This is a genomic window from Burkholderia sp. USMB20, assembly GCF_000949135.2.
Classification (GTDB): domain Bacteria; phylum Pseudomonadota; class Gammaproteobacteria; order Burkholderiales; family Burkholderiaceae; genus Burkholderia.
In genome coordinates, this window is sequence record NZ_JTAN02000014.1 from 100,191 (window position 1) to 123,738 (window position 23,548).

Here is a 23,548-nt window from a genome sequence, read left to right on the forward strand (position 1 = left end):
GAATTCCGCAGGGTTTTTCAAGTACCAGAGGTAACCGGTTGCCGCGTGACGAAGGGAACAAATCGACCAAAGAAGCGAGGACGGTCATGCGATCTGCCCGGATTGCACTGATGCTGACGATCGCACTTGCCGGTCCATATGCGTCGAACTTCGCGTATGCGCAGCGCCCCTAGCAGGGCGCCTCGTCGCGCAAGCTGCCGCGCGGCAAAGCGCCGCAGCCCGACCGCGCCGCCGACATGGCGGTCCGTTCCGCCGTGCCTCCCGATCTCGATCAGCACCGTCGCGACGGGCACATGACGCCCGAGGAGCGCCACCTGCTGCGCCAGCACATCGAGGACGCCGTTCGCGAGCTGTACAAGCGCTGACACGCACGCGCGTTCGCACGGCGCGGAAAGATTCCGTAGCAATTTTTCGGTCAACTTTCGGATGCGTGCCGCTGTTGAACCCGCATCCGCACCGCCGGTGCGCTCCGGGAGTCCACGACGATGAAAGCGAACGCTGCCGCCCCGGCGCCGTCGCCTGCCATGCAGTCGCCGCTCGATGCCGACGACGCACTGTTTTTCCTCAGCCGCACCGGTTTCTCTCCCGCGCCCGCCGACGTCGCGCGCGTCGTCGGCATGACGCGCGCGCAGGTCGTGGCCGACACGCTCGGCAGCGTGCGGCGCGAGCCCGTGACGACGTGGCCCGACTGGATCGCCGAGCTGCCGCCGACGCGCGCGCAGCGTCAGGCGCTGACGCCCGACATGCGCCGCGACGAGCAGCGCGAGCGCAATGTCCGCTACGATGCGCTGCGCGCCGCGTGGGTCAACGAGATGATCGTCACGCCGTCGCCGCTCACCGAGCGCATGACGCTGTTCTGGCACGGGCACTTCACGTCCGGGCAGGACAAGGTCCCGTATCCGCAGACGATGGCCGCGCAGAATGCGCTGTTTCGCCGCGAGGCGCTCGGCAACTTCGGCACGCTGCTGCATGCGGTCGCGAAGGATCCGGCGATGCTTCAGTATCTCGACGGCGCGAGCAACCGCAAGGGCCGCCCGAACGAGAATTTCGCGCGCGAGGTAATGGAGCTGTTCACGCTCGGCGAAGGGCATTACTCGCAGCGCGACGTGACCGAAGCCGCGCGCGCGATGACCGGCTGGAGCGTCGATCCCGATACGCTGCGCTTCGTGGTGCGGCCCGAATGGCACGACGCGGGCGACAAGACGATCCTCGGCGAGACCGGTGCGTTCGACGGCGACGGGTTTCTCGACATCCTGCTGAAGCGGCCTGACACGGCAAGCTTCATCGCCGGCAAGCTGTGGCGCGAGTTCGTGTCCGATACGCCCGACGCCGGCGCGCTCGATGTCGTGGCCGAGCGGTTTCGCGCCAGCGGCTACGACATACGCGCGGCGCTCGCCGCGCTCTGGTCGACCGACGCATTCTGGGATCCGCGCAATCGCGGCGTGCTCGTGAAGTCGCCGGCCGAGTTCGTCGTCGGGTCGGTGCGGCTGTTCGACGTCGCGTACGGCGATCCGCAGATGCTCGCGAATACCGCGCGCACGCTCGGGCAGAACCTGTTCTATCCGCCGAACGTGAAGGGCTGGCCGGGCGGCGCGATGTGGATCAACAGCACCACGCTGCTGGCGCGCAAGCAGTTCGTCGAGCAGTTGTTCCGCGCGACCGAGACGGCCGGCATGCGCTCGCCCGCGCATGCGATGGCGCCGCCGTCGCCGAATGCGCGGGCGCAAGCGATACCGGTTGCGGACGCGGCGTCGGTTGCCGGCATGCGCGGCGCGCCGGTCAAACCCGCGCGCGGCGGCCTGCGATTCGACCTCGAACGCTGGCTCGCGCAGTATCGTGCGCGGCCGCAGGCGATTGCGGGATTGTCGACCGAGCTCCAGCTGCAGCATGCGGTGCTGCCGGTGTCGCCGGTCGCGGCGATCGATACGGACTCGACCGGCAGCGCGTATCTCGAGGCGCTCCTGATGGATCCGGCCTATCAACTGAAATGACTGAAACGACCGAAACGACGACGAACAGGCACGCTGCCGCGGTGGCCATGCCGCACGGCGAGCCGAAGGATGCACGATGAACCGACGTGATTTTCTGACGCTGACCGGCGCCGCGGCCGCGGCGGGCGTGTCGTTGTGGCAGCCGCCCGCGCAGGCGGCATCGATGGTCGCGGCCGGGCGCCAGCCGGCGGCCGGTTACGCGAACGTGCTGATCCTCGTCGAGCTGAAGGGCGGCAACGACGGCCTCAACACGGTGGTGCCGTATGCGGATCCGCTCTACTACCAGTTCCGCCGCAGCATCGGCATCAAGCGCGACCAGGTGCTGCAGCTCGACGCGCAGACGGGGCTGCACCCGTCGCTCGCGCCGTTGATGCCGCTGTGGCGCGACGGACAGGTCGCGATCGTGCAGGGCGTCGGTTATCCGCAGCCGAACCTGTCGCATTTCCGCTCGATCGAGATCTGGGACACCGCGTCGCGCTCGGACCAGTACCTGCACGAAGGCTGGCTCACGCGCACGTTCGCGCAGGCGCCGGTGCCGCCCGGCTTCGCGGCGGACGGCGTCGTGCTCGGCAGTGCGGAGATGGGACCGCTCGCGAACGGCGCGCGCGCGATCGCGCTCGTCAATCCCGCGCAGTTCATCCGCGCGGCGCGGTTGGCCGAACCGTCGTCGCTGCGCGAACGGAACCCGGCGCTCGCGCACATCATCGAGGTCGAGAACGACATCGTGAAGGCGGCCGACCGGCTGCGCCCGCGCGGCGGGATGCGCGAGTTCAGGACGGCCTTTCCGGCCGGTACGTTCGGGACCTCGGTGAAGACCGCGATGCAGGTGCTCGCGGCATGCGAGGCGTCGGGGCCTGGCGCGCAGGACGGCGTCGCGGTGCTGCGGCTCACGCTCAACGGTTTCGATACGCACCAGAACCAGCCGGGGCAGCAGGCGGCGCTGCTCAGGCAGTTCGCGGAAGGGATGAGTGCGATGCGCGGCGCGCTGGTCGAGCTCGGGCGCTGGAACCAGACGCTCGTGATGACGTATGCGGAATTCGGGCGGCGCGTGCGCGAGAACCAGAGCAACGGCACCGATCACGGTACCGCCGCGCCGCATTTCGTGATGGGCGGCCGCGTGGCCGGCGGGCTGTACGGCGCGGCGCCGGCACTCGGGCATCTCGACGGCAGCGGCAACCTGCCGGTCGCGGTCGATTTCCGCCAGCTCTATGCGACCGTGCTCGGGCCGTGGTGGGGGCTCGATGCGACGCACGTGCTGCAGCAGCGCTTCGAGACGCTGCCGCTGCTGAAGGTGTGAGGCGGTCGTGCGTGACGGGGCGGATCAGCGGCGGCGTGCGGCGCGCCACGCGATCCACAGGTTGCGGATCGGCGTCAGCGCGATACGCTGGTGCAGCACCTGGTAGCCGTCGCGCTCGATTTCGTCGAGCAGCGCGCCGGCCAGTGCGATCTGCGCACGCAGCGTGCGTTGCGCGCGGCGTTCGGACGCGGGGATCGCCGCGTCGGCGGCGGTGAGCGCTTCGCGCGCGCGGGCCGTCTGAAACTGCAGCAGCTCGGTGAAGGCCGGGCTGTAGCGGCGATTCAGCAGGTCGGCGGCGGTCACGTTGTAGCGTTGCAGTTCGTCGATCGGCAGATAGATGCGGCCGTGGCGCGCATCGTTGCCGAGTTCCTGCACGAATTGCGCGAGCATCAGCGCGTGGCCGGCCTGCGCGGCCCACGGTTGCGGTTCGGCCGGATTCGCGGCGCTCGCGCGCGCGACCAGCGACGCGAAGGTGCCGCCGACCTGCGCGATGTAGCGCTGCAGGTTCGCGAAATCCAGGTAACGCGCCTGTTCCAGATCCATTCCGTAACCGTTGACGAGCGTGCGCAGCGCGTCGGTTTCTGCGCCGATCGCCGGGTGGTGCTGCGCGAGCGCCTTCGTGACCGGGTGCGACGGTTCGCCGGCGGCGAGCGCCGCGAGTTCCTTGTGCCACCACGCGAGTTTCGTGTGTCCGACGGTCGGATCGCTGGTTTCCTTGACGGTTTCCTCGAGTTCGCGGCGCAGCGCGAACAGGGCCGTCAGGCGCGGTTCGGCGGCGAGCGGCGCCTGGCGCAGCGCGTAGTAGACGCTGGAGCCCGCGGGGGCGGCCTTTTGCTGACAGTAGTCGTCGAAGTTCACGGGTGGGGTCGTGGCGGAGGCGGGTTCGGGGGGCGCGTGCCGGCGCGTGGCCGGCACGTCGAGCGCGGCATTCTAGCACCGCTGTCCGACGGGCGCCGGCGGGGCGAGACAATGCTGCGCAGATCGGGTAGAATCTCGCGCTCGCCTGATCGGGCGTGCCGGTTTTCGGGTTTTCGGGCCGGCATGACGCCCGGGCGCGTGGAGCACGCTTCTTGCGTGCCGCGCGGTCAGGCGACAGGAATGCGCGTGAGTGGCGAAATTGGTAGACGCACCAGGTTTAGGTCCTGACGCCCGCAAGGGTGTGCCGGTTCGAGTCCGGCCTCACGCACCAACGGCTTTAAACGTGATTCGACACCATATGTCGATCCACGGTAAATCAAGGGGTTAGCGCCCCCATCACTGTACAGACGTACAGCACAAATCAACGCTCTTGGGTGATAATTGGGGGATCGAGTACGCAAAAACTCCCCACGGCACTCCCCAAGATGGCTTCCATTACTCCCTACAAGGACGGTTGGCGGGCGCAGATTTCGGTTAAGCCCGATCCCGCCAGCAAACCGGTTCGCGATTCACAGACCTTTCGAACGCAGCGCGAAGCCAAGGCATGGGCGGCGGCGCGCGAGCATGAATTGCGGAAGCAGGCCGCACAACGGCCGGCCGAACGCTACACTTTGCGCGCCATGTTGGAGCGGTACGACGCGGAGATAATCCCGGCGAAACGCGGTGCGCGCCCGGAGTCGATGCGGCTGCGTGCTTTCCTCCGCAACTTCCCGACCCTGGCCGACAAGACACTAGCCGACGTCACGACCCCCGATCTGGCGGAATGGCGTGATGCGCGATTGCGGGGATTCGTGGGGAGTGATGGGAAGCAGGTTCCGGCCGTGGGTGTAGCGTCAGTCCTGCGTGATATTAGCTGGCTGAGAAACGCATTCTCGGTTGCGCGCAAGGAATGGCGGTGGATGGATGCCAACCCGTTCGAGGGGTTCCGACTACCCGCCGACGCACCGCCTCGTGACCGGCGCGTTTCGCCGCTTGAGGTGAAGTTGCTTTGTAGGCAATTGGGCTATCGCACAGGCGTTCCACCGCACTCGTTGCAGCAGGAAACGGCGCTTGCGTTTTTGATCGCGCTGCGGTCGGCTATGCGCGCGGGCGAGATATTGGCGCTCGGGAAAGGCACGCTCGACCTCGACAAGCGCGTCGCACGCGTGCCGCACAAGACGCAGCATTTGACGGGCCGGCCGCGTGAGGTGCCGTTAACCCGGCAAGCAGTGAGGCTGCTGCGCGTTGTGGCGGATAAGGAGCGGTGCTTTGCAATCTCTAGTCAAAGCCTCGACGCTCTTTTCCGAAAGGCGCGGGAGCGGTTGGCCGCTGTGTACCCGTCAATTGCCACAGTGCATTTTCACGATAGCCGCGCAGAAGCGTTGACGCGGCTTTCGCGAAAGGTCGATGTGATGACGTTGGCGCGGGTAAGCGGCCATGCCGACCTGAAGATATTGCAGCGGACGTATTACCGCGAATCCGCTGCTGATATTGCCGCTCGGTTAGCCGCCCTGTAGTGCGGCATCAACCTGACTGATGGGGATGCGTCCGCATTTGTTGAGTCTGAGCGTCCCTACGACGACCATCTTGCTCACGGTGTGGCGGCTCAACCCCATCATTTCGGCGGCTTGTTGGATCGTGACGTGAGCCGGTCGCGGGTGCGTCTCTGCATAAAGTTGCACTGCGCGCCGCGCGAGGTTCAAGACTTCGCCCGCTTCTATCATTGTGCCCCTCGCGTTTGCAATGCGTCATGCTGCGCGAGCGGTGCCGGACTGCTGATGCCTTCGAGTACGAATGCCGCGATGGTTCGGTAGCGAGCGGTGGCTGTGCCGCGATCTACATAGCTTCCGAGGCTATTCCATGTTTCCCATCCGCAAGCGCACAGAACATCGTCCGTCGGTTCCGGGATCGTCGCCTGTTCCGTCGCCGGTGCGGCGGACTTCGGGAGGGCAGCATCGCAAAGAGGGTGATGTGTGCCGTCCAAGTCTCCGAGGTTGCGGCATTTGCATGGTGTGTCGGCCTGTGCGGGTTGCTCGTCCAATTCCCACTTGACGATACTGGCCAGCATTTCAGCCGGCGTGCGAAGGAAAGGCAGTTCTCGGGCATCGCAAGCGCGCATCAGCGCTTTGAGCGCTTCCGTCGCGATGCTGGTCGTCGCTGCCGCCGCAGCGGGCGATGCTGCCGCGCGCGCTTTCCAGTGGTCAGCAGCTTCCTTGGATTCGAACAGCAGGCCGATTCGCTTGTCGGTGTCGCGCTGGACTCGCGGCTGCGCGTCGGCCGGCACGAGCCAAACGCCAGTGCCGCCGCACTCGATGCAATCAGCTCCGCTATGAACTTGGCATGCGATAGTGCTGCGCTCGTCGGCTGTCGCTGCTGCGGGGTGCGCGACAGGGAATGCGGCGAGCAGCGCATTTCGGTATGCGGCCATGCTTTGAAAGGTGATCGCGTAGCCGTCGTTTGCAATCAGATCGCGGAGTTTTTGGAGGCTCATGCTTTTCCCTTTGTATGGCATTTGTAGCAGCGGCCGAACATTTGCAGGTCGCGGGTGGTGGTCTGTTTCTCGCATGCGGGGCATCGGGGCCGCTTGAGGTTGTAGACCTGCATGCGTTGTGTCTTGTCGCGGAAATCCGCGAGGGTCCGAGGATTCGTGGAATGCACTGTTTAAACGTCCTTCAGCAGTCGCGCGATTTCGGAGGCGCGGGTTTGTGAGCAGCGGAGAAACTGGCGGATCGCAATGACGGTCGGGCGGAGTTCGTTCGCCTCGACGGCGGCGCGTGCTCGGTCTATGTCGTCATCCGGTGGCGCTGGGTCGCTCGATGTGCTCGCGTCGGCATTGGCTCGGGCGACTGCGGCAACCGGCAAATCGCGCTTCGGGTTCGCCTTGTTGAGCGCGCTTCGATTGACGCGCTCGGCCATCGAGTTCGGGGCTACGTGCTCGCGCGCCAATTCTGTCAGCACGCGAACCTGATTCGCGGTCACGATTCCCCCTGTCGCATACCCATCGCGCGGCGGCTTGGCGTCGTGACTCTTTGCGGAACGCTCGGTCACGGGAGTAACGGCGGCAGTCACGCCGGCCGGGGCAAGGGCGATCGTCCAGCACAGGCATGCGACGCCTTCGAGAACGGCGGCGAACAGCATGCCGACCAACAGCGGGGGGATTCCAAGGGCATCCGTCATTGGATCGCGCGCTGCTGCCTTGCGCTCGACGCTCACGCGGTCGCGTGCGGATAACTCACGTTCGGCCATGTCGCGCTCAACATCGAGCGCGTGTAACTCGCCCGCTAGCCTTGCTCGCTTCGCCTGCAACTCCGGGCAGGTTCGATAGCAGCGTTCGGCCTTCGCTTGCGCCAGCTTTCCCTCTGCGGTGGCGCGGTCATGGGCGATAGTCACGAAGTCGCGTGACGCAGTAACGCCCGGAGTAACGGACGCGGTTACGTTACTGGCGCGCAGGTCGCCCGCATGAATCGACGCGAACAGGAAAAACGTTGCGTGGCCGTAGCAGGTCGCAGCCATAGCGCCCGCCCAGATCACGAAGCCGATCACGCGCACGGATGCAGGCTTGCCGCGCATCAATGCCGGGATCAGGTGGGCGGCGACGACGAGCACGACGCCCACAGCGATCAACGGGGCGCGCTCGCTTTCCAGGCCGCCGCGCTGCATGCCCGCGATGGCGGAAAGGCAGACTGCCGTCGCGGTGGCGATCAGGGCGAGGGCTGCGGAAACGATTCGATTGTTCATGGTTGGTGTTGTCCGCAGTAGCGGGCGCGGTTGGTCAGGCGACGCGCACGAGTTCGTCGCGGTTGAACGAAAACGTTTCGTGCCGGTCGAGCTTGGCCACGCGGCGATCGACGCAGTGCAGATGCACCGTAGCCGTGAACCATTCGAGCGCCACGACTTCGTAAATCGCATCGCCGGGGCGCACGATCTTGTCGCCCACGCAAACCTCTTCAGCCTTGATCCGTGCCATCGTCGTTCCCCTTCGTGTTGTGGTGGCGCTCATTGCTCGACGCGCTTCCTGCTGTCGTCGTCCATGCGAGCGGCGCAGGCGTAGGCGATGCCAAAGATTGGCGACGAAACCGTGACCTCACCTTGCTCGCCGTCGGTCACAAGGTAGTCATCGCCCCGGCCCGGAAACCACACGTGGAACCGGCCCGCTTTGCCTGCGAAGCGCCAGCCTTCGGCGCGCTGGGGGATTGCCTTCGCTTTGGCTCGACGCTGGCGGGTGCTCTTTGCGTCGCGATAGCCGATTGCGCCAATCAGTTCGCCGGTTGGTGGAAGTGCGCGATTCAGTTGCGCGGCGTTCCAGCCCTTCGCGTATTCTGCGATTCGGTTTGTATCCATATGTACTCCTATTCGTCCTTGCCGGCCTGCCGTGGGCAGTGAGAGCGATCGTCAGGCGGCGTTGACGTGTTCGCCGCGATGCGACAGATCGAGGGCGCTGACGCGGCGGATGATGTGCTCGCCTGCACGCAGCCCGCGGCCGTCGAACGATACATAGGCGCCGTTCTTCGCGATGCGCTGCACGACTGCTGCGACGCCTGCGTACCACACCTTGTCGCCAAATTTGAGGTCGCCTGCGTCCATGTGTCGTTTCCCGGCGGGATGCGTTGTCAGTCCTCGAACTATAAACCAAGTGGTGTATAGTCTGTCAACACCATTTGGTGTATTTCCTCGCTTTTAGAGTAATCCCTATGGGCAAAATCTGACGGGATGCACTCCATACGGTGTTGTAAGGAAACGGGTCTATAGATAGACTGCTGTATGGATGTACAGTGTTTTGACTACGGAAAGGTAGATGAAAGAAAAGAATAGCTGCGGGGAGAGGCGCCTACGCTGCCGCGCCGGTGATATTGCGAGGGTTGTTGCGTCCACCAACCCCGCTCTTGTTGGGGGCGTTGTCTTGGTCGAACGGTTGAGGGTGGATGGCAGGTGGGATGTGACGCTTGAGCGCCCGGCCTTCGGACTGACTGCGCGCGGGCGGCGTCCTGTTGTGACTCAAGAATTCACGTTCAAGGATGCGTCGCTTGAGCCAATAGCCCAAGCGAATATGGCATTCAGTCGCCTGCTGGCCGATCTTCGTCTTGACGCGTTGAAGAGGGCAGAGTCGGCGCGCGAGCAAGCAGCCCGCTAATAAACGCCTCAACTCTCGCGCGATCAATTTCGCCTAGGCTATCCCAGCCGACTGGACCAAGGCATGCACCACCGCGCGGCCTTGGTGCAACAAGGTCTATCAACTCCCCTCCGGAGTTATCCCGCCATGCGCGCTCAAATTCAAGCGCCACCTTCTCCCCGAATGACTTGGACTTAGCCATGTCATTTATCTGCTGAGGCAGCCGTTTCATCCGGCGCGCAACTTCGGCTTGACCGTGAGTTTCGATCAGCCGGTTAAGTGCTTCGCGGCGCAATTCGGTGACCTGCGCATGGGTCAGTAGATCGTCGTTCATGGCTCTCATTAGAACACCTGAAACCAAATGGTGAAATAAACACAATGGTGTTGTTGCAATAAACCAAATGGTGTATGTTTCGGGCATGGGCGAACCGACAGTATTTCTTGCCCAGATGACACGCACGAGCTGGCGCACCCGATTTTGAAGGAGAACGTATGGAAGCACTCAGGAAATATCTCAAGACCAAGACCCCGGACGGCCAGCGGGACTTCGCGAGGCGTGCCGGAACGACTCTCGGCAACATTCGCAAGTCGATCAGCACGAAGCAGCGCTTCGGTATCGGCCTTGCGATTGCGATCGAGTTGGAGTCCGGCGGCGCGGTGAACGCATGCTCGTTGAACGAAAAAATCAACGTCGCGCAGATTCTCGAGTGGGCCAAGCGGCGCAGCGATAACCCGGAACTGCCTGGAATTAGCGGGGTGGCTTGATGGCAATCATTCGGGCGGCAAGACCCGAAAGTAACTTTTACACGCTGGATAAGCGGATCAGCGAGGGTTCCAATCTGTCGTGGGAGGCAGTGGGGCTTTTGGTCTTCTTGCTCGGCAAGCCAGATCATTGGAAGGTGAACGTCGAGGCGCTTGTCAACCATACAAAGACGGCGCGGAAGCGCACAGGGCGAGACGGCATCTACGGCATCTTGGACGAACTGATTCAAGCTCGATACGTGCAGCGGACCCGAGCGCGTGGTAGTGCCGGACGGCTCGCAGGGTATGACTACCTCGTATCCGAAACGCCGTTTCCACCGTGTACGGATTTGCCGGATACGGCTGCGCCGGATACGGCTGGACCGTATCCGGCCAATCCGACACTAGTAAGTACTGATGTTAAGCAAGGATTGAATAGAAGCAAGGATGGAAGTAAGGCGGGCAAGCCGCCTGCGTCTGAGAAGCGGGTTTCGAAGCGTGAACAGAGCATCGCCTTTCTGGTTGCTCAGGGGGTTGATCCGCAGATTGCGGCGGACTGGATGACGGCTCGGAAGGGCAAAGAGGTAACGCTTACGGTGTGGGAATCGGTCGTGAGCGAGTCGGCAAAGGCTGGGATCACTGCGGAGGCGGCAGTTGCATACGCGGCGGCGTCGTCGTGGCAGGGGTTCAAGGCTGATTGGTACAGGCGCGGCGAAGGGCAGCAGGCAAAGCCGACGAGGCGCGACGACCAGCGAGCCGGAAGCATGGCGGCGATGTTCCCGCGAGGGATGCCGGGTCAGGCGGGGTACGGCGAGGCGGCGCGGGGCCAGCACGACGGCAACGTGATCGACGGCGAGGCGCGATGGATTGATGGGGGCGGCTGATGAATGAGGTAGCGGTAAGCGCCGAACAGCAGGCGCGTGTAGATGCGGCGATGGACTACGTTTTCGCTGAATTGCTCGGGCTGCACGGTAGGCCGTTTGTCGCGAAGTACGAAAGTGGCCTGATGGTCGACGGCGAGGACGCGGGGATCGCAAACATGCGCCGCGCATGGGGCCAGCGAATCATTGAGGCCAAGCTGACGCCGGCAGACCTGCGGCGCGGCATCCGGGGTTGTGAGCGGATGAGATATCCGCCGGGGTGGGGTGAGTTTCTGGACGCGTGCAGGCCGGGGCAGGATATGGACTCGATGCTGCACGAGGCGATTGAGCAGATGCGGCGCAGACAGCACGGAAAAGACGTTTGGTCCAATCCGGCGATTTATTGGGCGGCGGCGCGGATTGGCGAGTGGGACATGCTCCAGCAGACGCACGCGCAGCTACTGCCGAGGTTCAAGGCGGCGCTGTCCTACGTGCAGCAGGGTGCAGTGCTTCCGGTGCCGAGCAGGATCGACGCGCTATCCGCACCGGGCAGAAACGAAACAGACCGCGAGACAGCGCGGGCGAACATGGATGCGGTGGCGCGGCAAGCGGCCCCGCTGAACAAGTCGAAGGGAGGAGGCAGGGGATGGGCTGAACGGATCGTGCGCGAAGAGCGCGAGCGGCCCGGAAGCCATGATTTGAACAAGCTGCGCATCGCTCACGACGCATTGGGGCTGTCGATGACCGGAGGGTAAGGGGATGCGAGGAACACGGGAGAAACACGCTTACCAAGAGGTAAGCACTCCGAATCTGTGCAGAGGATGTAAGCCCGCAACGGAGCGGCCCGGATACACCCGCATGTATCGGCTCGGGTATCGGAACTGCGCGCATCTACCCGAATGGGTTTTCGTGGTGGGCGGGAGGGAATGCCGGATGAATCCGCCGCGATTCTCGCCAAAGGCTGCGTAAGCCGCCGGGGCAGTCAGGGCAAGGAAGGCGTAGGGAGGGTGTCGCAGGGTCAGCAGCGGGCCGGAAAGCGAGTCGCAGGCCCATTCGGAGGATGGATGGAGGAAGCGGTGGTGAGGTTGGCGGCAGCGCGTGCAGCGTTGTCGCAGGCAGTAGGCAGTAGCAGGAAGGCCAAGGCGGGGCGTCAGGCGGGCTGGGAGGTGGATGTGCCGGAAGGCGCAACGCACATCGGGACGGCGCGGATTCGCTCACAGCTTTCGACGGCACAGCGGTTGATCGCGCAACGGAACGGGAGCCAGCCATACCCGGCCGGGTTCGATGACGTTGCGGACAACCTCGATCCGCCGCCCATCGCAGGACGACCGAAGTACGGGAACAGGAAGTGTGAGGCGGACGGCCTGAAATTCGACAGCGAGCGGGAACGCAGTCGGTACTACGACCTTAAGCGCCTGCGGTCGGCCGGGTTGATCGCCAATTTGCGAATGCAGGTGCGGTTCGAGATTGCCCCCGCAGTCGTGATCGGCGGGCGGCGCAGGGCGGCGCGGTACTACGTGGCCGACTTTGTGTACGTCAAGGGTGGCAGGCAGGTAATCGAGGATGTGAAGGGCATGAAAACGCCCGTCTACAGCCTGAAAAAGCATCTTATGGCCGCGTGCGGCCTTGAAATTGTAGAGGTTTGAGGGCGAAGAATGATGACCAATGATTTGAGCAAAAACGAGGCAGCGCAGGGCAATACGGGCGGCGTGGACGTTGAGAGTGCGGTGGGATCGCTGATGCTCGACGGGGTTGCGCGCACGGTGCGGCAGGTGGCGGCGACGCTCCCGGAGTTCAAGGAGCGCGCGATCCGCGAGGCAATGCGCCGCATGGCAGTAATGAACCGGGAGGTGACGTTGGCTGTCACGGGGGTGAATGGCCCGAATCACGAAAAAATCTACGTATACGCGCCCGGACGGCCGGTGCGCCGGGGTGTTGCAGAGGGCTACACGCCAACCGTCGCGGATCGGATCATCGAACTGATGGAGGACGGGAAAGAACGCACGTCTCTCCAGGTGCGCGCCGATCTCGGGGTCGGTCGGTCGATCGCCAACCATGCGTTGCGGCTGCTGTCGGAAGAGGGGGATTGGCAAGAAATCCACGTGTGCCGAGCAGAGGGGAACCGGAAAATCTACAAGGTGGGTCAGGGCCGCAACGTGCGACACGACGACTGGCCCGAGCCGGGGCAAGACGATCAGGAAGTGCTGGATCGCTGGCCCTACGGTTGCCCGGTCACGGCGGGCTGCATGAATGCGATGGTGCGCGTCGGGCGCGAGCCGGCGCAGGGTCGAGCAGTAGCGGCAAGGCGCAAATGCCGCTCGCAATGGATGCGGCGATGGGGCGGCGCGCAGGGGCGTGCGAAGAGTCGGGAGGGTGGTGCATGACGTTCCGCCCAGACCCAAAGCCGGTCAGGGTGGTGAAGCCTCGGAAGGGGCTTTCTCCCGGCTCTGGTTTCCGGCGAAGAGAAGGGAAGGTGTACAGGGGGTTCGGATCGCGCGCACGCGCTGCCTGTCACGCACCGCGCGACGTGTTCGTGGATGAAGCCGGTGATGCTCACTACATCGGCCATCAAGACCCGCACGGCGTGTATCGCGACGTGAATGCGGACGACGTGCGCGGCGGCGTTCGCGTGTTCAACCCGGGCAACGTGGACGAGCACGGCGAAATCATCGTGGACAAGCCGTTTAAACGTGAGAGGCGAATCAATCACGGGAAGAAGCCGCGCGCCCGTGAGTCGGAGCACGACGCCCGGTATCTGGCGGCGTGTCGGCGGAACCAGTGCTATCTACGGTGGCCCGGTTGCATGGCGAACGGCGTTGAAGGCGATACGGTAGTTCCCGCTCACGAGAATCAGGGCAAGGGGATGGGGATGAAGGCACCGGACGAGCGGACGATCCCGGCGTGCTTTTCCTGCCACTCGCGGCTGGATCAGGGAATGCAGGATACGCGGGAGCAGAAGCGTCGGCGGTGGGACGCGGGATACAGGGCATGGCAGCCGGTACGCGATCACGCGCTCGGGCTGATGGAGCACGGAGGGGCGACCGTATGACCGGGTTCGAAACGCTGATGATGGTCGTGGGGGTGGCGGTCGCGATGGCCGTCGGATTGATGGTGATCGAGGGGGGGCCGCGATGAAGCCGGTGCGATTGTTGGTGCAGGTGCCGCATGATCGGGTGCCGGGTCGGATGGGTCACGGGCCGGTCGACGTGCAGATCGAGACGACGGCTCACGGGATCAAGCGGGCTGTGCATAACGGGGAGTGGCAGACGGACTATGTGCTCGCGTTCGCGTACATCCCGACCAACCTGCGGGACTGGTTCGCGAAGAAAGGGACGCTGAAGTTTGACGAGTACGCGTGGACGGAATGCCGGGTCAAGGACAACCCCCGGGCGCTGGCCGCCTTCATGGAGTCCGGTGAGTATGTGCTCGTTGATCCCCGGATGGCAGAGGCGGCGCGGGAATACGACAGGCGCACGCGGGTAACGGCTCACCGTGAATGGTCGATGCTGGTCGGAGAATACGCGGCGCTCGCGGATCACCGGGCGACGTTCGGCGCGGATCAGGTGAGGGAAATCGTGGATCGCGCGCTGACGCTGGCGAAGGCCGGATCGGCGGCGCGGTGAGCGCGTAGTCGGGCGTCCGGGTGTCCCAAAACACGAGGGAAACATCCTAGCCAGATGGCTGAAGTGGACGTATCGGGTCGAATCTGCACTATCGGGCGAAGAGCCATGACGAGATCATGTACGTGAGTCAAGACCTGATCTGTCAGTCACCGTCAGATCAGGTCTGAATTGCTTCGCCGTCACTTCATCAAGGGCCGTGATCGACCCGGTTCAGTCTTCGGTTCCACGTGTACGAACGTCAAGACCGAACTCAACAGCAGACAATCCAGGCCTCGTTCATGCCCCGGACTATTCCGGGTTACTGTCGATTATCGAGCTGCGCTGCGCGTATAAGTCGCCGAGCAAGTTGCGCATCGATTGGAGGACTGCCTTTGCCGTAGACTGCGACGCCGCCAACTGGTCGATTCGCCACATCTGAGACGTCATCTGCGTTTCGATATCGACAATTGCCTGCTCGATGGTGGCAAGCGCTTTGACCCGGGACTCGTCCATGATCGGATTCTCCTGTAGATTTCGACCGGTCAGTCCGGCCATACAGTCGTGAAAGCGGGTCCCGTCCTCACGCGTGGATACTATCGCGGACAGAGAGCCTGAAGTGCAAATGTGCCGCCGCCAGCTCGATTCCGTCTCTATGAAACCCATGTTGGCAGTATGCATCGAATGCGTGTCACCAGGAATGTCGACTGTCCGCATATCAGGAGACGTTTCTCAAGACGATTGCGATGGACCGCTTGTGGCCGAACTGAGTCACACGATACGACGCTGTCTGTTTGGTCTAGTGCAGCCTTGCACAGACCATGGCCAGCTACAACGCGGCGTGATTGACCGACAAAAGGAGGGAGATTAGGCAATCTAAACTTTCGGCTCGCCACATAACACAAGACGAAACCCCGTGCGGCGAAGGCTGTGCGGGGTTTTGTCGTTTCCGAAGGGTAATGCGATGGGTAATGGACTCAAGGTGGTAGTGCTCGGGGCTTCGGCTCGTATCCGTGCGGCCATGCGTGCGCTGGTGAACCCGGTCTGCGAGTGCGCCAATATCTACCCGGCGGGCCGCATCCCGCACGCGGCCGCGCCGACTGCCCACACGATTTCGCTCGCGCTCGATACGGCAGAGGCTGAAGCCTCGCTCAAGCGCATCCGCGCACAGATCGAGGTTGCGATCCGCCGCGCAAGCAAGCTGAAGGGGGCGGCATGAGCACCCGTCCTGCCAACGCCCCGGCCGTGCTCGTCCGTGTCGATGGCGAAACCTTGACGCATGGCCAGCCTCTGACCGGGCTGCTGCTCATTAGACACGACGGCCACACGTATGGAACGGATATCCGCATCGGTGCAGAGCACAACGGTTCTCTGTGCTACCCGGCGCTCGATTGGCGTCTGCTCGATGATCGGTGCGACGAAGAGGTGAGCAATGGGTCGACTCAAGACGCTCCCGTCTAAGCTGAAGGCCGCGCCGTCCCGTGTGCAGACGATCACGGGCGGCTCGTGGCGTGGCACACGGACGACAGCAGCGGCACGAGGCTACGGCGCTGACTGGCGCCGCCTGCGTGCTGCTCACCTGCTGGCGCATCCCCACTGCGTGTTCTGCCTTCGCGACTACGACATGGCGGGTCTGTCGCCTGCCGACGTGATCCTTACCTGTGCAGAGCGCGGCCTTGTCGAGCCGATCGGCACCATTGGCGATCACATCGTTCCGCACCAGGGCAACGATCGCCTGCGGCTCGACCCGCGAAACGTTCAGACCCTGTGCAAACCGCATCACGACGGAGAGAAGGCGCAGGCCGAGCGCGCTGCCGGATACCGATAGCGCGGTGCCGTGCAGGGTCGGTCGACGGGCCTTAAACCGCACCTTAACAGGCCGTGAACACGCGCACGCGCGACCGCGCATATCCATAAAAACCCAATGAAATCAATGGATTGCGATCGCGGGCGATGCTTGGGGGCGGGGGTATCGAAAGTTTTCGGGGAAAAACCGCGAAGACCGACCGCTCCCGCACGCGGGGATTTTTTACCCCTTTTGAGGATTTGTTAATGGCGTTAACAGCGAAAAAGCGCCTGTTTGCCGATGCCGTTATCGCCGGAAAGTCCAATAAGGATGCGGCTTTGGCGGCTGGCTACAGCGCTAAAACGGCTGCTCAGTCGGGGTCTCGCCTTGTTAAAGACCCCGATGTTAAAAGGTACCTCGCCAAGCGACGGGGGGAGGCGAAGGTGACCCCGGGTGATGTCCCTGATACCCCGGAGGCGGCGAAGGCGAAGGACGCGGCTAAGAGGGCTGCTGCTGCTGCGACTCGGGCGGCGAATGCTGCTGCGGCAGCAGGATTCAATCTCGATTCGCTGCTGACGTTCAAAGACCCGCGCGATTTTCTGCTGGCGACCATGAACGACGCGGAGACAGAACAGAAGCTACGCGTGCAGGCTGCGTCTGTGCTGATGCCCTACGTGCATGCGAAGAAGGGTGAGGGCGGGAAGAAGGATGCCCGTGACGAAGCGGCGAAAGCGGCGGCGTCGAAGTTCGGGGGCGCACCGCCAGCGCCGCGACTGGCGGCAACTGGAGGGCGAAAGGTTTGACCCCGGAGCAACAAGCGACAGTGCTCGAATGGACGACCTCGTGCGTCGATTGGGGCCAGCGCCTGAAGGAAGGCCGGACGATCATTCCGCCGCCGATCTTTCCCGAAGAGGCAGAGTACGCGCTGTCGATTTTCAAGGAACTGAAGATCGTTGACGCGCCGGGTTCGCCTACGTTCGGTGAGGCCAGCGCGGAATGGGTGTTCGACCTCGTGGCGTCGATCTTTGGCGCATACGACCGGGCGAATAACCGACGCCTGATTACCGAATGGTTCGTGTGCCTGCCGAAGAAGAACAGTAAATCGACGCTGGCCGCCGGGATCATGATGACGGCCATGCTCGTGAACCAACGCCAGTCGGCTGAATTCGTGATCCTGGCGCCGACGATCGAAGTCGCGGGCAACAGCTTCGCGCCGTCGCGCGACATGGTGAAGCACGAGCCGGAGCTAGAGCCGATCTTTCAGGTGCAAACGCACCTGAAGACGATCACGCACCTAGTGAGCGGGGCAACGCTCAAGGTAGTGGCCGCTGACGCCAACACAGTGTCGGGCAAGAAATCGGTCGGCACGCTCGTTGACGAGCTATGGCTGTTCGGCAAGATGGCGGCCGCCGAAGACATGCTACGGGAAGCCACGGGCGGGCTGGCGTCGCGCACGGAAGGCTTCGTCATCTACCTCACAACCATGTCCAACGAACCGCCGGCCGGCGTGTTCGCGAAGAAGCTGCGATATGCGCGCGATGTGCGCGACGGGCTGGTGAATGACCCGCAATTCGTCCCCGTGATCTACGAGCACCCGGTCGACCTCGTGAAGTCGAAGGCTCACCTTGAAGTCGAGAATCTGGCGATGGTGAACCCGAATTTCGGGTACAGCGTCGACCAGAGCTTTCTGGAGCGGGAGTATCGGAAGGCGAAGGAAGAGGGCGAAGAATCGTTCCGTGGCTTTCTCGCGAAGCATGCGAACGTGGAAATCGGCCTTGCCCTGCGTTCCGATCGCTGGATCGGTGCCGACTATTGGGAGGGCAGCGCATGCGCCCGCGCCCTGTCCGTGGACGAACTGATTGAAGTCTGCGAAGTGATTTCTGTTGGGATCGACGGCGGCGGCCTAGACGACCTGCTCGGGCTGTCTCTGGTCGGCCGCATCAAGGGTACGCGCGATTGGCTCGCGTGGTGCCACGCATGGGCCGCGCCGTCGGTGCTCGAACGCCGGAAGGAAATCGTGACAGTGCTGCGCGATTTCGAGAAGGACGGAGACCTAACGATGATTAAGCGACCGGGCGCTCAGATTGGCGAAGTCGTGGATATCGTGAAGCGTGTCTATGATGCGAACCTGTTGGACAAGGTGGGTCTTGACCCGGCCGGTGTCGGGGCGATTCTCGACGCGCTGGCCGTGGCGAAGATTCCTGAGGAACAGATTTGCGCGGTCTCGCAGGGATGGAAACTGAGCGGCGCGATTCGGGTAACGCAGGATCGCATCAGCTTCGCATGCGGCAACGTAGCGGCGGAAGGTGAGGATCCGGTCGAAGGCTCGCTTATGCACGACGGTTCGCGCCTGATGGCGTGGTGCGTCGGGAACGCCCGGGTCGTGCCGGTCGGCAATGCCTTCAACGTGACCAAACAGGCGTCAGGCTCGGCCAAGATTGACGCCCTTATGGCGCTGTTCAACGCGGTCTCGCTGATGATGTTGAACCCTGAAGCGAAGATGAAATCGGTGTACGAGACGCGGGGCGTCCGTCGCCTTGGATGGAGGTAAAACGATGGGGATTTTCGACCGCTTCCGCTCTCGGGCTGCGTCGAGGCCTGCGACGGTGCGCGTTGAGCCGGCTGTGCGGGCTTCAGTGGCACCGGGTGGGGGCGATGCGTTCGACGGCTTGGACGATCCGCGCCTGCTCGAATACATGCGGCGCGGCGAGTACGACGGCGGCGACCTGTACGGCGAGCGGCGGCTCAAAAATATGGCGCTGCTGCGGTGCGTGACGCTTATCAGCAACTCGATCGGCATGATGCCGGTGAACCTCATGGCGAGCGACAAAACGCGCGCCGTGCAGGAAAGCAACCCGGCGCACAAACTGCTGCGCGGCAAGCCGAACACGTGGCAGACGCCGTCCGAATTGAAGACGCTCGTTACTATGCACGCGCTGCTCGATGGGAACGGGTACGCGCGGGTAGTCAGGTCCCCGATAGATGATAAGCCGATCGCGATCATCCCGTGCCGGCGACACAGCACGTCACCGCGCATGCTGCCAGGTTTCGAGCTGGTGTATCAGCACGTCGACATGTTCGGAAAATCGGTGACGCTGCCGGCGCGCGACGTCTTGCACCTGCGTGACGTGACGCTCGACGGCATTCACGGAATCAGCCGTCTGAGGCTCGGTCATCGCGCACTCGATCTTGCCGAGTCGACAGAGAAGGCTACCGCGAACCTGTTTAAACGTGGCGTGATGGCAGCGGGCGCGATCGAGGTAACTGGCGCCCTGTCCGATCAGGCATACGAGCGCATGAAGACCTCGATCGAAGAGGATCACGGCGGTGCCGACAACTTCGCATCGTGGTTCGTGCTCGAAGAAGGGGCGAAGGCCAACCCGTTCTCGACAAAGGCTACGGACGCGCAGCAGATCGACAACCGGAACCATCAGATCGAGGAAATCGCGCGCATGTACGGGGTGCCGCGACCGCTGCTGATGATGAGTGACACGTCGTGGGGATCGGGCATCGAGCAGCTTGCAATCTTCTTCATTCAGTACGGTTTGGCGCCCTGGTTCGTCAAGTGGGAAGAGGCACTTTCTCGTGTCATGCTCACGGACGCACAGGCCAACCGGCTGATGTACAAATTCGATGAGTCGATGCTGTTGCGCGGCACGCTCAACGATCAAGCCGCGTTCTTTAGCAAGGCGCTCGGCGCTGGTGGTTCCGCTCCTTGGATGAGTCAAAACGAAGTACGTGAGGCGATGGACTATCCGCGATCCGCCGATCCTGTGGCAGACCAACTCCGCAACCCCATGACACAGAAGCCGCAAGGCAAGGAAAACACGAATGACGTTGCTCTCGCTGCCTGAAATCCGGGCTGAAGAAATGATGAAGGGTGCGCGCCCGACGCTGCGTGAAGACGCTGTTGCGCGATGGAACCCCGAAGTGCAGATGGCCGTAAACGCTGCCGATGCGAACGCAACGATCAGCATGTACGGCCAGATCGGGGAGACGTGGGACGGAACCGGGATCACGAGCAATCGGATCGCAGCCGCGCTGCGAAACGTCGGCGCTGGCAAGGACGTTGTCGTGAATATCAACTCTCCCGGCGGAGATTTTTTCGAGGGTGTTGCGATCTACAATTTGCTCCGCCAACACGATGCGCATGTGACGGTCAACATCATGTCTCTCGCGGCGTCGGCAGCGTCAGTAGTCGCGATGGCCGGCGATGTGATCAACATCGGTGAGGGCGCATTCCTGATGATCCACAACGCTTGGTCCGTGGTCGTCGGGAATCGCAACGACCTGAAGGACGCGGCAAAGACGCTCGGCCGTTTCGATGATGCGATGGCGAGCCTCTACGCGAAGCGGACGGGTATGAGCAAGTCCGACGCACAGGTGCTGATGGACAAAGAAAGCTGGATCGGTGCCGACGACGCTGTAAAGCAAGGATTCGCTACCGGGACGCTCGGAACCGTCGTGTCGACCGCGAGCAAGGGCAACAAGAATGCCCGTGCACTCGCACTGGTCGAGGCATCGCTCACGAACGGAGGTTACTCCGCCGCAGAGCGACGCGAAGTGCTTGCGAAACTGTCGGGGGCAACCCTCGACGCTGCACCCGCACAGGCGCAGTCGCAGAACGCAGTTGAAGGCGCGTCCGATGTGGCTGCGTCGCTGCAAAACCTGATTAATTTGATGGGGGGGTAAGAAGTATGGCGAAGACGATCACGATCGCAGCTGCACTGGCTGCTGCTGCGGGCATTCTGGCGGCCGGCCCGAGTCACGCGAAGCCGACGCGCGGTATGGTCGCGGTGCGCGCTGACGCTGCGAGCCTGTCGACCATCAAGGCTCTGATCGAAAGCGTGAACACGACGTTCGCGCAGTACAAGGCGGAGAACGATAAGGCGATCGCGGAGATCAAGGCGAAGGGCGGCGCGCACGAGGACACGGTGCGCAAGGTCGAAGAGATGAGCAACGACGTGTCGACCATTCAGGCTGCAATCGACAAGATGGCGATCCAGATGGCGGGCGGCCTCGGCGGCGGCGAAGGTCGGGTGCGTGACCGCGAGTACAGCGACGCGTTTTCGGCGCACATCAAGCGCGGCGACGTGTCGGCATCGCTGAACAAGGGCGTCGCGGAAGAAGGCGGTTACCTGTCCCCGATCGAGTGGGATCGCACGATCACGGACAAGCTGGTGCTGGTCTCGCCCATGCGTCAAATCTGCCGCGTGCAGCCGACGGGAAAGGCTGCGTATTCGAAGCTGTTCAACATGCGTGGCACGGAATCGGGCTGGGTCGGCGAAGAGGACGAGCGCCCGAACACCGCTACGGCGGGGTTCAAGTCGCTGACGTACAAGACGGGCGAAATCTACGCGAATCCGTCGGCTACCCAGCAAATGCTGGACGACTCGGAAATCGACCTCGAAGCGTGGCTCGCGGCCGAAGTCGAACTCGAATTCGCGCGTCAGGAAGGCATCGGCTTCCTGTCGGGTACGGGCGACAAGAAGCCGACCGGACTGCTCACGTACATCGAGGGCAATGCGAACGCGAACGCGCACCCGCTCGGCGCGATCCCGGCCGTCGTGTCGGGCGATGCGAACACGATCACCGCAGACTCGATCTACGACGTGATCTATGACCTTCCGTCGATCTTCACGCAGAACGCTCGATTCACGATGAACCGCACGACGCAGGGCAAGGTTCGCAAGCTGAAGGACGGCATGGGTCAGTACCTCTGGCAACCGTCGCTCGTCGCTGGTCAGCCGTCGACGCTGGCAGGCTACGCGATCACGGAACTGCCGGACATGCCGGACGTTGCGGCCGGCGCGACCCCGATCATGTTCGGCGACTTCATGCGCGGCTATCTGATCAACGATCGCGTCGGTGTCCGTGTCCTGCGTGACCCGTACACCAACAAGCCGAACGTCTCGTTCTACACGACGAAGCGCGTCGGCGGTGGTCTGCTCACGCCGGAAGTGTTCCGCGCGCTGAAGGTCGGCGCAGCGGGTTAATCGTTTAAACGTGGTGGGCGGCTCAGAACATGGCCGTCTATCACTCAGGAATACTAATGGGTAATTTTGCGAAGAAGTGGAGGGGCGTCCCCAAGGGGGGCATTTACCCCGTGCAGTACGTTCCCGGCGACGAGTGTCCGGATGAGCTGGAAGGTGCGGCGGCAGAGGCCGGCGTGCTGGAAGGCATGGACAAGCCGGCAATCAGCCAGCCTGCCCCGACGCGCGGCCGCGGGAAGTAGTCGATGCCGCTCGTTGACCTGAATTTAGCGATCAAGTTCGTGCGTCAGGATGAGGGGATCGAGGACGATGTTATTCAGGTGCTTTTGGACGCGGCAACTCAGTCCGCCGTCGACTACCTCAATCGCGACGTGTACGAGGACGACGATGCGCTCGCACTGGCTGTCACAGAGAATCGCGCAGGCCCGCATGCGATGGTCATCAACGGCGCGATCCGTGCCGCGATCCTCAAGGCATGCGCGGAGTTGTATGCGAATCGCGAAGAGACGTACGCGGCGACGAAAATCGGCAAAGTCCCATTCAATGCGCAAGACCTGTTGCGACCGCACCGAATCGTCCAGGGGGTCTAAGTGACGCTTCGCGCAGGGTCTTTGAACCGTAGGGTCATGATCGAGGCCCGGAACGATAAGCCGGACGTGTACGGCGATCCGGGCAAAAGTTGGGTGCCGGTCGGGTCGGGCGATGTTTGGGCGTCGATCAAGGTTCTGTCGGGGATTGCGTCGGTGAAGGCCGATGCAGAAATCAGCGAAATTCGTGCCAGTATCAGACTTCGGTTTCGGGCGGATTTGCGAGCCGGGATGCGCGTCACAGAGCGCGGCACCGGCGCAACGTTCGATGTGAAGGCGGTACTGCCCGATCTTGAGGGACGGGAATACGTCGATCTCGTCTGTTTAGGGGTACGAAGTGGCTGATGCAGAACAAATTGTTGCGGTAGCGCTCAGAGCGCTTGAATTCACTGTGTACCCGGATGAGGCCCCGATGGGGGCTGCATTCCCGTACATCGTATATCAGGCGGTAGGCGGGCAGGACGTGACGGATCTAGACAACGATCCGGACACGTTGCAGAACCAACGCGTTCAAGTCGCGGTGTGGTCGAAAAGCAAGGCGGAGTCCATCCGCATGATGCAGGACGCACGACGTGTGCTGATGGGTGCAGGAGCAAAGCCGCTCGGCGCGCCGATCAGCGTGTATGAGACGGATGAGCGTGTTTCCGGCCGCCGACTCGATTTTTCAATCTGGTATCTGGAGTAAAT

Annotated in this window: 29 protein-coding genes, 1 tRNA gene and 1 pseudogene; 23 read left to right on the plus strand and 8 right to left on the minus strand. The window is 63.1% G+C overall.

Annotation, left to right across the window (positions count from 1 at the left end; all coding sequences use genetic code 11):
• The first annotated feature begins 86 nt into the window (after nt 1-86).
• The 3 genes and pseudogenes from PL79_RS18770 to PL79_RS18780 all read left to right on the plus strand — a co-directional run bounded on the left by PL79_RS18770 (nt 87) and on the right by PL79_RS18780 (nt 3,288).
• A pseudogene (locus tag PL79_RS18770) lies at nt 87-365 on the plus strand (hypothetical protein).
• Between the two features lie 120 nt (nt 366-485).
• Complete coding sequence (locus PL79_RS18775; protein ID WP_044843720.1) at nt 486-1,991, plus strand: DUF1800 domain-containing protein; 1,506 nt, start codon at nt 486-488, stop codon at nt 1,989-1,991.
• Between the two features lie 76 nt (nt 1,992-2,067).
• Complete coding sequence (locus tag PL79_RS18780; RefSeq protein ID WP_044843719.1) at nt 2,068-3,288, plus strand: DUF1501 domain-containing protein; 1,221 nt, start codon at nt 2,068-2,070, stop codon at nt 3,286-3,288.
• Between the two features lie 24 nt (nt 3,289-3,312).
• Here the strand turns inward: PL79_RS18780 and hpnD are convergent, their stop codons facing one another.
• The gene (gene hpnD, locus PL79_RS18785) at nt 3,313-4,146 is read right to left on the minus strand and encodes a presqualene diphosphate synthase HpnD (RefSeq protein ID WP_044843718.1); all 834 of its coding nucleotides are present in this window, start codon (nt 4,144-4,146) and stop codon (nt 3,313-3,315) included.
• 244 nt (nt 4,147-4,390) lie between these two features.
• Here hpnD and PL79_RS18790 point away from each other — a divergent pair.
• Nucleotides 4,391-4,477, plus strand: a tRNA-Leu gene (locus PL79_RS18790).
• Nucleotides 4,478-4,631: 154 nt separating this feature from the next.
• Complete coding sequence (locus tag PL79_RS18795) at nt 4,632-5,702, plus strand: tyrosine-type recombinase/integrase (RefSeq protein ID WP_044843717.1); 1,071 nt, start codon at nt 4,632-4,634, stop codon at nt 5,700-5,702.
• Between the two features lie 203 nt (nt 5,703-5,905).
• Here PL79_RS18795 and PL79_RS18805 read toward each other — a convergent pair whose 3' ends face one another.
• From PL79_RS18805 to PL79_RS36170, 6 genes are all read right to left on the minus strand, one after another.
• A complete protein-coding gene (locus tag PL79_RS18805; RefSeq protein WP_082088444.1) occupies nt 5,906-6,676 on the minus strand; it encodes a hypothetical protein in 771 nt (256 codons plus the stop codon).
• Between the two features lie 170 nt (nt 6,677-6,846).
• Nucleotides 6,847-7,923 (minus strand): hypothetical protein, encoded by a 1,077-nt coding sequence (locus tag PL79_RS18810; RefSeq protein ID WP_044843715.1) that lies wholly within the window; start codon nt 7,921-7,923, stop codon nt 6,847-6,849.
• A gap of 34 nt (nt 7,924-7,957) precedes the next feature.
• Nucleotides 7,958-8,185, minus strand: a complete 228-nt coding sequence (locus tag PL79_RS18815; protein ID WP_207671173.1) for a hypothetical protein — start codon at nt 8,183-8,185, stop codon at nt 7,958-7,960.
• Entirely contained in the window at nt 8,182-8,526 is a 345-nt protein-coding gene (locus tag PL79_RS18820; protein WP_135801088.1) for a hypothetical protein, read from the minus strand. The genes PL79_RS18815 and PL79_RS18820 overlap by 4 nt, the downstream gene beginning before the upstream one ends.
• 51 nt (nt 8,527-8,577) lie before the next feature.
• A complete protein-coding gene (locus tag PL79_RS18825; RefSeq protein WP_044843714.1) occupies nt 8,578-8,769 on the minus strand; it encodes a hypothetical protein in 192 nt (63 codons plus the stop codon).
• A 470-nt stretch (nt 8,770-9,239) separates the two neighbouring features.
• The gene (locus PL79_RS36170) at nt 9,240-9,716 is read right to left on the minus strand and encodes a hypothetical protein (RefSeq protein ID WP_193759856.1); all 477 of its coding nucleotides are present in this window, start codon (nt 9,714-9,716) and stop codon (nt 9,240-9,242) included.
• Between the two features lie 71 nt (nt 9,717-9,787).
• Here PL79_RS36170 and PL79_RS36175 point away from each other — a divergent pair, with 71 nt between their 5' ends.
• From PL79_RS36175 to PL79_RS18865, 7 genes are all read left to right on the plus strand, one after another.
• Nucleotides 9,788-10,060, plus strand: a complete 273-nt coding sequence (locus PL79_RS36175; protein WP_052664607.1) for a hypothetical protein — start codon at nt 9,788-9,790, stop codon at nt 10,058-10,060.
• Complete coding sequence (locus PL79_RS18840) at nt 10,060-10,920, plus strand: hypothetical protein (RefSeq protein WP_135801089.1); 861 nt, start codon at nt 10,060-10,062, stop codon at nt 10,918-10,920. Before PL79_RS36175 ends, PL79_RS18840 begins: the two co-directional genes overlap by 1 nt.
• Complete coding sequence (locus PL79_RS18845) at nt 10,920-11,651, plus strand: hypothetical protein (RefSeq protein ID WP_044843711.1); 732 nt, start codon at nt 10,920-10,922, stop codon at nt 11,649-11,651. Before PL79_RS18840 ends, PL79_RS18845 begins: the two co-directional genes overlap by 1 nt.
• Before the next feature lie 309 nt (nt 11,652-11,960).
• Entirely contained in the window at nt 11,961-12,542 is a 582-nt protein-coding gene (locus PL79_RS18850; RefSeq protein ID WP_082088443.1) for a DUF1064 domain-containing protein, read from the plus strand.
• A 9-nt stretch (nt 12,543-12,551) separates the two neighbouring features.
• Nucleotides 12,552-13,280, plus strand: a complete 729-nt coding sequence (locus PL79_RS18855; protein ID WP_044843710.1) for a hypothetical protein — start codon at nt 12,552-12,554, stop codon at nt 13,278-13,280.
• 143 nt (nt 13,281-13,423) lie between these two features.
• The gene (locus PL79_RS18860) at nt 13,424-13,945 is read left to right on the plus strand and encodes a DUF1364 family protein (RefSeq protein ID WP_052664604.1); all 522 of its coding nucleotides are present in this window, start codon (nt 13,424-13,426) and stop codon (nt 13,943-13,945) included.
• A gap of 82 nt (nt 13,946-14,027) precedes the next feature.
• Entirely contained in the window at nt 14,028-14,519 is a 492-nt protein-coding gene (locus PL79_RS18865; RefSeq protein ID WP_044843709.1) for a hypothetical protein, read from the plus strand.
• A 288-nt stretch (nt 14,520-14,807) separates the two neighbouring features.
• On the opposite strand, the gene PL79_RS18870 is transcribed toward PL79_RS18865, so the two are convergent.
• Nucleotides 14,808-15,011 (minus strand): hypothetical protein, encoded by a 204-nt coding sequence (locus PL79_RS18870; protein WP_135801091.1) that lies wholly within the window; start codon nt 15,009-15,011, stop codon nt 14,808-14,810.
• A 448-nt stretch (nt 15,012-15,459) separates the two neighbouring features.
• Between PL79_RS18870 and PL79_RS18875 the strand changes: the two genes are divergently transcribed.
• The 11 genes from PL79_RS18875 to gp17 all read left to right on the plus strand — a co-directional run bounded on the left by PL79_RS18875 (nt 15,460) and on the right by gp17 (nt 23,546).
• Entirely contained in the window at nt 15,460-15,714 is a 255-nt protein-coding gene (locus tag PL79_RS18875) for a hypothetical protein (RefSeq protein ID WP_135801092.1), read from the plus strand.
• Nucleotides 15,711-15,956: a hypothetical protein gene (locus tag PL79_RS18880; protein WP_135801093.1), complete on the plus strand. Its 246-nt coding sequence runs from the start codon at nt 15,711-15,713 to the stop codon at nt 15,954-15,956. Before PL79_RS18875 ends, PL79_RS18880 begins: the two co-directional genes overlap by 4 nt.
• Entirely contained in the window at nt 15,928-16,323 is a 396-nt protein-coding gene (locus PL79_RS18885; protein ID WP_044843706.1) for an HNH endonuclease, read from the plus strand. Before PL79_RS18880 ends, PL79_RS18885 begins: the two co-directional genes overlap by 29 nt.
• Nucleotides 16,324-16,547: 224 nt before the next feature.
• Nucleotides 16,548-17,084 carry a terminase small subunit gene (locus PL79_RS18890; RefSeq protein ID WP_044843791.1) on the plus strand — a complete coding sequence of 179 codons (537 nt, stop codon included), beginning with the start codon at nt 16,548-16,550 and terminating at the stop codon, nt 17,082-17,084.
• Nucleotides 17,081-18,832 carry a terminase large subunit gene (locus PL79_RS18895; RefSeq protein ID WP_235879285.1) on the plus strand — a complete coding sequence of 584 codons (1,752 nt, stop codon included), beginning with the start codon at nt 17,081-17,083 and terminating at the stop codon, nt 18,830-18,832. The genes PL79_RS18890 and PL79_RS18895 overlap by 4 nt, the downstream gene beginning before the upstream one ends.
• Before the next feature lie 4 nt (nt 18,833-18,836).
• Complete coding sequence (locus PL79_RS18900) at nt 18,837-20,135, plus strand: phage portal protein (protein ID WP_044843704.1); 1,299 nt, start codon at nt 18,837-18,839, stop codon at nt 20,133-20,135.
• On the plus strand, nt 20,113-20,973 hold the full coding sequence (locus tag PL79_RS18905; RefSeq protein WP_044843703.1) for a head maturation protease, ClpP-related: 861 nt from the start codon (nt 20,113-20,115) through the stop codon (nt 20,971-20,973). The genes PL79_RS18900 and PL79_RS18905 overlap by 23 nt, the downstream gene beginning before the upstream one ends.
• Nucleotides 20,974-20,978: 5 nt before the next feature.
• Nucleotides 20,979-22,277, plus strand: coding sequence for a phage major capsid protein (locus tag PL79_RS18910; protein ID WP_044843702.1), 1,299 nt, complete (start codon nt 20,979-20,981; stop codon nt 22,275-22,277).
• A 242-nt stretch (nt 22,278-22,519) separates the two neighbouring features.
• Nucleotides 22,520-22,864: a head-tail connector protein gene (locus PL79_RS18920; RefSeq protein WP_044843700.1), complete on the plus strand. Its 345-nt coding sequence runs from the start codon at nt 22,520-22,522 to the stop codon at nt 22,862-22,864.
• The gene (locus PL79_RS18925; RefSeq protein ID WP_268906931.1) at nt 22,865-23,206 is read left to right on the plus strand and encodes a phage head closure protein; all 342 of its coding nucleotides are present in this window, start codon (nt 22,865-22,867) and stop codon (nt 23,204-23,206) included.
• A complete protein-coding gene (gp17, locus tag PL79_RS18930; protein ID WP_044843698.1) occupies nt 23,199-23,546 on the plus strand; it encodes a tail completion protein gp17 in 348 nt (115 codons plus the stop codon). Before PL79_RS18925 ends, gp17 begins: the two co-directional genes overlap by 8 nt.
• Nucleotides 23,547-23,548: the final 2 nt, after the last annotated feature.